11 protein-coding genes and 1 pseudogene are annotated in these 7,460 nt (G+C 38.3%); 3 read left to right on the forward strand and 9 right to left on the reverse strand.

Translation table 11 applies throughout. The features are described 5' to 3' along the window. The first annotated feature begins 888 nt into the window (after positions 1-888). Positions 889-1,026, forward strand: coding sequence for a hypothetical protein (locus F6K54_RS36325; RefSeq protein ID WP_293088722.1), 138 nt, complete (start codon positions 889-891; stop codon positions 1,024-1,026). Between the two features lie 356 nt (positions 1,027-1,382). On the opposite strand, the gene F6K54_RS36330 is transcribed toward F6K54_RS36325, so the two are convergent. Together F6K54_RS36330 and glpX are read right to left on the reverse strand one after the other, a co-directional pair. Continuing rightward, a complete protein-coding gene (locus tag F6K54_RS36330) occupies positions 1,383-2,678 on the reverse strand; it encodes a glutamyl-tRNA reductase (RefSeq protein ID WP_293088723.1) in 1,296 nt (431 codons plus the stop codon). 449 nt (positions 2,679-3,127) lie between these two features. Further along, positions 3,128-4,165, reverse strand: a complete 1,038-nt coding sequence (gene glpX / locus F6K54_RS36335) for a class II fructose-bisphosphatase (protein WP_293088725.1) — start codon at positions 4,163-4,165, stop codon at positions 3,128-3,130. A gap of 319 nt (positions 4,166-4,484) precedes the next feature. On the opposite strand from glpX, the gene F6K54_RS36340 reads away from it, so the two are divergent. Further along, positions 4,485-4,814 (forward strand): co-chaperone YbbN, encoded by a 330-nt coding sequence (locus F6K54_RS36340; protein WP_293088726.1) that lies wholly within the window; start codon positions 4,485-4,487, stop codon positions 4,812-4,814. A 161-nt stretch (positions 4,815-4,975) separates the two neighbouring features. Then, the gene (locus F6K54_RS36345) at positions 4,976-5,587 is read left to right on the forward strand and encodes a HEAT repeat domain-containing protein (RefSeq protein WP_293088728.1); all 612 of its coding nucleotides are present in this window, start codon (positions 4,976-4,978) and stop codon (positions 5,585-5,587) included. A 171-nt stretch (positions 5,588-5,758) separates the two neighbouring features. On the opposite strand, the pseudogene F6K54_RS36350 reads toward F6K54_RS36345, so the two are convergent. The 7 genes and pseudogenes from F6K54_RS36350 to F6K54_RS43460 all read right to left on the reverse strand — a co-directional run. Continuing rightward, a pseudogene (locus F6K54_RS36350) lies at positions 5,759-6,034 on the reverse strand (HEAT repeat domain-containing protein); the annotation flags it as partial. A 54-nt stretch (positions 6,035-6,088) separates the two neighbouring features. After that, the gene (locus F6K54_RS43435; RefSeq protein WP_366558334.1) at positions 6,089-6,265 is read right to left on the reverse strand and encodes a zinc ribbon domain-containing protein; all 177 of its coding nucleotides are present in this window, start codon (positions 6,263-6,265) and stop codon (positions 6,089-6,091) included. Between the two features lie 58 nt (positions 6,266-6,323). Then, entirely contained in the window at positions 6,324-6,485 is a 162-nt protein-coding gene (locus F6K54_RS43440; protein ID WP_366558335.1) for a hypothetical protein, read from the reverse strand. A gap of 27 nt (positions 6,486-6,512) precedes the next feature. Then, positions 6,513-6,674 carry a transposase gene (locus tag F6K54_RS43445; protein WP_366558336.1) on the reverse strand — a complete coding sequence of 54 codons (162 nt, stop codon included), beginning with the start codon at positions 6,672-6,674 and terminating at the stop codon, positions 6,513-6,515. Then, positions 6,658-6,957 (reverse strand): transposase, encoded by a 300-nt coding sequence (locus F6K54_RS43450; protein ID WP_366558337.1) that lies wholly within the window; start codon positions 6,955-6,957, stop codon positions 6,658-6,660. Before F6K54_RS43450 ends, F6K54_RS43445 begins: the two co-directional genes overlap by 17 nt. Positions 6,958-6,959: 2 nt before the next feature. Beyond that, positions 6,960-7,289, reverse strand: coding sequence for a hypothetical protein (locus tag F6K54_RS43455; RefSeq protein ID WP_366558338.1), 330 nt, complete (start codon positions 7,287-7,289; stop codon positions 6,960-6,962). Continuing rightward, positions 7,273-7,368: a helix-turn-helix domain-containing protein gene (locus F6K54_RS43460; RefSeq protein WP_202223267.1), complete on the reverse strand. Its 96-nt coding sequence runs from the start codon at positions 7,366-7,368 to the stop codon at positions 7,273-7,275. The genes F6K54_RS43455 and F6K54_RS43460 overlap by 17 nt, the downstream gene beginning before the upstream one ends. Positions 7,369-7,460 lie beyond the last annotated feature (92 nt).

Consider the following 7,460-nt stretch of genomic DNA (forward strand, 5'->3'; position numbering starts at 1 on the left):
AAAAAAGATAATTTATGACCTAAAAACTGGTATTAAATCTATTCCCATACGACTCCTGAGGACTGAGGACTGACTCCTAAAAAGTACCCTACCTATTTGTAGCAAACATTTATAAAATTGGTATAATACTTATTTTACGGTAAAAATTAACTATCTTAAGTGTTGGCGATCGCTCTCCAAAAGATATTTATAGTAAGTGTTTGGTTATTTTCGGAGATGTCTAATATTAATAAATCAAATTTCAGAAAAAGGGAAAAAATTGAAAAGCAATTAAATAGAAACCTCTAATCGTAATTCAGACATAGAAACCTCTAATCGTATAGATTTACCGAATAATTAATAATTAAATAATTAGGGTTTGCTGATTAAATCTCAAATAATTACCATATAAAGGTTTGAGCCTTTTTAGGTATTGAAAAAGTACATGGTTTTCAGCTCTTCATGCTCAAAAAGTTAGCACTTTTAGCGCATAGTTGGGCAAAAAAAATCTCCCCTACTCCCCTATGAGGAAACGGAGGCACACCGGACGCGGCGTGTCGGTGACACCCTATCTCCCCGTCTCCCCGTCTCCCCCTCTCCCCCTCTCTGTGTCCTCAAGAACCCGCTCCCCTACTCCTTAAAAAAGACTTTTGAGCGCAAACCCTATTTATTTGTGGGTATTGGTGATAAGTTGACTACTCCCCGTAGCTGTTGCCGAGGGGATTCTAAGTTGATACTACGCAACAGGATAAATCCTTGTTGCTTAGTCTCTCCTTAGCTGACCAAAGATATATTCTTTGGGGACAAGTCAAGATGCCCCTACACAGTCGGCTTAAGTCTAAACCTAACTTTCTGCTTACTTTTGTCTAAACATTTGTATACCCAGATAATGGCACAGGACAACTAAAGTTGTCTAGTCTAAACGACTCGCTTGTTTTCATCCCCCGGTTAAAACACGCTTGCTCTCAACGTCGCTTTTCGGTAATTAATCTTGATTATTATGAAACTTATAACTATAGTTTTTTCTTAGATACTATAGACATTTAAAATCAAAGAATTACCAATTTACCAACAGATACATCAAGCCCGGCAATTCCCAGTAAAACCAGGTAAAACCGTTCATAGCAACGTGACGGTGTTCAGCCATCAACGCAGGCGGTACCTCGCAATGCTTTGAGGAAAATCCCCAAAGCGCTATTTTTTTACTTATTTATGGCCAACTCACATGAGTATTTATTTTGCGCCTTCTTTTTCTTGACTAGGCAACCATTAGGGATGACTCAAAGTCGGGATCGAAATAACGCGATACTCAGTTGTCAGTTATTTTTCTACTTCTATCATCACACTATTTTCAGGAAATTGCCAGGGATTCTAAAATCTAGTAATGCACCCAAAAACTCCAACTAAACAACTTTCCCAGAACTAATTTCTGACTCCAAATTAAACAAAAGTTGTAAAGTCTGCATCGCATGACGCCTTGCCTCAATATCTTGTTGTGCCCGTAACTGCACCATCGGGTCATGCAAAATCTTATTCACAATACCCCTAGTCAAAGCCTCAATTACCTCTTGATGTTTTTCCGCAAATTCCGATCCCAAACGAGATAAAGCCTTTTCTAATTCCTGCTCCCGAATAGTCTCTATCTTTTGTCGTAAAGAATTAATAGTCGGAACCGTCTCTAAACTTCTCCACCAAACATCAAAAGCTTCTACCTCTTCCTCCAATAAAACCTCAGCCTCCATCGCCATCTGCCGACGACTTTCTTGATTTTGAGCAACAACAGCCTTCAAATCATCAACATTAAAACAACGAACATTTGCCAATTCACTCACATCAGTAGCAATATTACGAGGCACAGAAATATCCACCAACATTAAAGATTGATTAGGAGCTAAAATTCCTTCTAATTTAGCTTTATCTAAAATTGGTTGAGTTGCACCAGTGCTAGTAAATACTAAGTCATAATTAGCAATAACCCGATCCATTTCTGACATAGAATAAACATTTATATCTGCATCCTTAAAACTATTTGCTAAATCCTGAGCACGTCCGATAGAACGATTAATAATTGATATATTACTTGCACCTTTAGCTAATAAATGTTGTACAAGTAACTTTGACATTTTACCAGCACCAACAATAGCCACTCGGTAATTAGATAAATCCTCTAATTTCATCTGAGCTAACTCTACTGCTGCAGAACTAATAGAAACAGCACCAGTACCAATACTTGTTTCCGTCCTCACCCTTTTTCCAGCAGTTACAGCTTGCTTAAATAAACGATTAAGAATCCGCCCAATACCTTTATATTGTTGTCCGAGTTTATGAGTTTGTTTAACCTGAGCTAAAATCTGTCCTTCACCTAATACCAAACTATCTAATCCAGCCGCAACTCGCATTAAGTGCATAATAGAATCTTCATGGAGCAACATAAATAGGTGAGGACGGAGTAAATTTAAAGGTATTTTACTAGAGTCAGAAAGAAACTGAATTATTTCCCGAATACCAGGCTGCATTTCATTAGTAACTACATAAATTTCTAAACGATTACAGGTACTAAGAATGCCAACTTCTTGAGTATAAGTTCCACCACATAATTGAGTAATGGAATTTTCTATTTGTGTTTCTGGAATACTTAATTTTTCTCGAATTTCAACGGGAGCTGTTTTGTGACTAAGTCCTACAACTGCGATATTCATATAATTTTTTTTGTTATTTTGTCGTTATTTGTAAACAGAATTTAGTATTGATAATTTTCCCAGAATTCTAGGACAATAGCTATCAACAATTAATGTTTTGAAAAGATATTTTAATCTCTCCAAAGTTATACACTTTGACATACAGTGGGGATTTTTTATCTAATGGTTAAATACTGAGAAAAGTGATACTTTTAAACTCAGAGATGATAGCTGGTTAATTAAATGACAAAGATGAGGTAGATATTTCATTTTTAGCCGATACCCGTTTTTAGAGTATGACCTAGGAAATGCTAATAGCTCATAATAATAAGCTAGTTAATCATTCCCAAGCCATCCCCATTGAGACAAGGAAATTAATTATGACTACTTGATATTAATTTTTTGCAGATCATTTCTTAGCTTTTTTAGCTTGAATATTTCCTAAATTTCTCACTTACCCAATACTATTTCTATTTCAGTTCCAGTACTTTTGATTCTCCAAACATATGCACAGTATCTACGAACCGAGCAGTTTTTGACTGAGAAGAAATAACTAAACTTTGGGTACGAGCACCATGAGGGAAAAAGCGTACTCCTTCCATTAGAGTACCAGGAGTAATACCACAAGCTGCAAATAGCACTGTTTCACCAGAAGCTAACTCTTCAGCATTGTAAACTTTGTCTGGATCTTCAATACCCATCTCTCGGAGTCGAGCCATGTTATCTTCTTTGCTTTCTCCAATTAAACCAGTTTTGACAATAGCTGGGTCATAAATCAGTTGTCCTTGGAAATGGCCTCCTAAAGCACGCATAGCTGCTGCTGAGATTACTCCCTCTGGCGCTGCACCAATACCCATTAAAGCATGGATATTTGTACCTGCAAATGCACAGGAAATAGCTGCCGAAACGTCACCATCACTAATTAGACGGACTCTGGCACCAGCTTGACGAATTTCATTGATTAGTTCTTTGTGACGAGGACGATCCATCACTACAACGACTAACTCTTCAACATAACGCTCCATACATTCTGAAATAATCTTGAGGTTTTCTGTGGCAGATTTATTAATATCTACATGATTTTTCGCTACTGCTGGTGCAGCTAATTTTTTCATATAAACATCTGGTGCTGCTAATAAACCCCCTTTCTCAGAAATAGCTAATACTGCCATTGAACCATTTTGACCGTAGGCAACTAGGTTTGTGCCTTCACAAGGGTCCACTGCAATGTCAATCTCAACTAATTCCTCTGGGTTACAGAAGTTTTTCGCATCAGGCTGAGTACAAATTCCTACTTCTTCGCCAATGTAGAGCATGGGGGCTTCATCTCGCTCTCCTTCTCCAATAACAATGCGACCCCGCATATGAATTTTGTTCATCCGCTCCCGCATAGCTTCTACAGCTACTTCGTCTGCGGTATTTTTCTCACCTTTTCCCATCCAACGAGCAGAGGCGATCGCTGCTTGTTCTACTACTTCGATAATTTCTAAACCAATTACATTATCCACGAATTTTTATCCTCCCAAATTCTGGGGAAAACTTTTTTATTTAGCTCTCCCAGTGTTAAAGTCTATCAGAGCCAGGGATCAGCTTAGGGCTTTGTGTTGAATGTGGCGTGTAAAGTTTTATTGCAGATAATCAAAAGTCAAAAGTCAAAAGTCAAAAGTCAAAAGTTTAAAACTAAAGATTGATAGAGGGAAAGCGATGGTTTGGGAAATTTATCTAAATGTATCTTAAATATTTAGTTTGACCTAGCTTAAATTCTGATAAAATAAGTAGCCACAACATTTGTGAGAAAATGTCAGCAAATTATGGAACAGAAAAAACGTGAGTAGTAACGTTATTGTCATTAATGATTCTCAGTTTGAAACTGAAATCCTCAAATCAGAAAAGCTTGTATTAGCTTATTTTTGGGCTACTTGGTGTGGCCCATGCAGGTTGATGTCCCCTTTATTAGAAAAAGTGGCCACTGAATATAGCGATCGCCTCAAAGTAGTGAAAATGGAAGTCGATCCTAAGTCTAAAATTGTGAAGCAATATCAGGTAGAAGGAGTCCCTGCTTTTAGACTATTTCGGAATCAAGAATTATTACTCTCCGATGAAGGAGCTATGACAAAACAACAGTTAATCGATAAACTAGAACCTTATTTGACTTGAATTAGGTCTTTATTATCTTGAGGAGTTCACGACTCATAAACCTATGACCAAAAAATCAGGTCTCAAGTTTTCTCTTTGTAAGAAGATAAAAAAAGAAAATTCCGTATTTTCATAGCCTTCCTATTACAGGAGGTACTGATAACTGATAATTGATAACTAAAGTGACACAATCCCCTTTATTTGAGAAACTAAAACACCCTAACCCTCACTTGCGGGACCGAGCCATGTGGGAAATAACCGAAACTCGTGATGAAACTACCATTCCTAACTTGATGGAAGTTTTGGCAGAAGAAGATACCGTCTATCGACGGGCAGCAGTTAAGGTACTCGGAGCGATCGGGACAGATACTGTACCATTTTTAGTCGATTCGTTGCTCAACAGTGATAATTCAACAATTAGGGGCAGTTGTGCTAAAGCTCTAGCTCAGGTAGCTATTAATTATAAAGATGTTCCCTTCCCATCTGAAGGAATTGAAGGCTTAAAAAAAGGACTCAGCGATACTAATCCCGTTGTTCATATTGCCTCAGCAATGGCTTTAGGAGTCATTGGTGTGCCCGCTTTAGATAGCTTGTTGGAAGTCCTAGATGGAACTGATAACTTGGGCTTGGCAGTAGCAATTCTTCAAGCTGTTAGCTCTATTAAAGACGAACGCTCTAAAGCAGTCTTAACCAAATTAGCCAATGATGCCTCTGCTGACACCTATGTAAGGGAGACGGCCACCAGTGCTTTATCCCGCTTGGATATGTTGAATTTCAAATCTAACCAAAGTTGAGAAGGCTAAAGCTAATGTGCTTCAGCCAAGTTAAGCTTACTTAATATTTAGCTGAATCGCCGATAAGCCTCACACCATAATCTTTGATTTGGCATGAGATGTATCGGCAGCAAATTGAATCAGTTCGATGTCCATTCAATATAGCGCCAGCTTAGTGTGGGAGTATGTCACCTATTCCCAATAGTTTTCTGATGATTGTCTCTCTAGTTGAGTAATTGCCAACTTAATAATCTGCTTGATATCTGCTTCTGATTCCTGTTCCCATGCTGTTTGTAACAGAACTAAAGCACTATGGGAACCAATTTTCATCAAAGATAGAGCTGCTGCCTTGCGAGTTTCACCGCTAGTAGGATTATTTAGTAACTCCACCAGATAAGGAACTGCTGGTTTGTAAGCCAAATTTCCAAGGACGGCTGCTGCTTCAGTGCGTACTATTTCAGACGAATCTCTTAGAGCATTGACATCCTCCCCGGCCTAAAGGCACGGGGATTCCTACCGAGTCTAAGCTCCTCGGTGGGTTGACACTTCACAGGCTGCTGCTACCTTGACGCTAGTCTGACGCTTGCCTCCACGTCCGTTTATTGTCTCGGACTGCCCGCCCGCGACTAATATATTTATTGCTGCATTTTCATCACGATCATGTTTTGCACCACAGTTTAGACACTCCCATTCTCGCACCTTAAGGTCTAGCTTCCCACCTTTAAAGCCACAATTTGAGCAAATTTGAGAAGTAGGCTCAAGGGCGATTAATTACTCTAAAATCACGACCATATTTTTCAGCAATTCCATCTAGGAATGTCCGGAATTGTCTCCAACCTAAATCTGAAATTGCTTTGGATAATTTACGGTCTCTTGGTGCGCGTTCCGCAAGCGAGCTGGCGTCGTCGCGGGGTCGCACCGCTTTTTCACCATACCAGATACATTGTCATACTTCTAAAACAACTGTTTGGTTTTCACGAATTATTTCAGTAGATAATTTATGTAGAAAATCAGTTCTTGTATCTTTCAGTTTGGCATGGAATTTAGCCACTCTAACCCTGGCTTTTTCATACCTTTTAGAGCCTTTAGTTTTATGAGATAATGACAAACTTTACCTTTCTTAATTTCTTAATTCGTTTTTTGAGTGGTTTTGGTGCATCAATCTTTGTACCGTCACTAAATGTAGCAAAGGTTTTAATACCTAAATCTATACCTACTGAATTATCAGTTTTAGGTAAGACTTCTGGTTGTATTTCTACTACAAAACTTAAGAAATATCTATGAGCGGAATCTTTGATTATTGTTACTGATGATGGAGCAGCAGGTAAATCTCTTGACCATACTATTTTCAGCTTTCCAATCTTGGCGCTTCTAAACTTTGTGTTGACCAACTTTAAACCCTCACGAGTGTAAATCTAGCAGTTTGCTTTGACTTTCTACTTTTAAATCGCGGAGCGTTGCGAGGAACGAAGCAATCTGGAGGTTTAATAGGTTTACCTTTCTGTTGACCTTTAGTTGATTTGAAAAAGTTTTGATAAGCCTGGTTTAAATCATTCAAAGATTGCTGCAATGGTATGTTAGAGACTTCTGACAACCATTCTCTTTCTTCAGTCTTTTTAGCAGATGTAATAAAAAGCTTTTGTACTTCTGAATTAGTAGATTTCTTTTCTCCTGATTTATACCTCTGTTGGCAGAAAGCTAGACTATCATTCACTCGCCACACGGACACAGCCAAATAGCTTGGCTAATCGGTATTTTTGTCCCGGCGTTGGATATATACGGTACTTAAATCTAGCTTTCATAACTTGACGCATCAAACTAATAATATAATAACATATTTATAGACAAAAATCAACTAAAAAGTCGCCCGCTTATGGGCGAGGCTTGAAACCCA

The sequence above is a fragment of the Okeania sp. SIO3B5 genome, from assembly GCF_010692555.1.
GTDB lineage: Bacteria > Cyanobacteriota > Cyanobacteriia > Cyanobacteriales > Microcoleaceae > Okeania.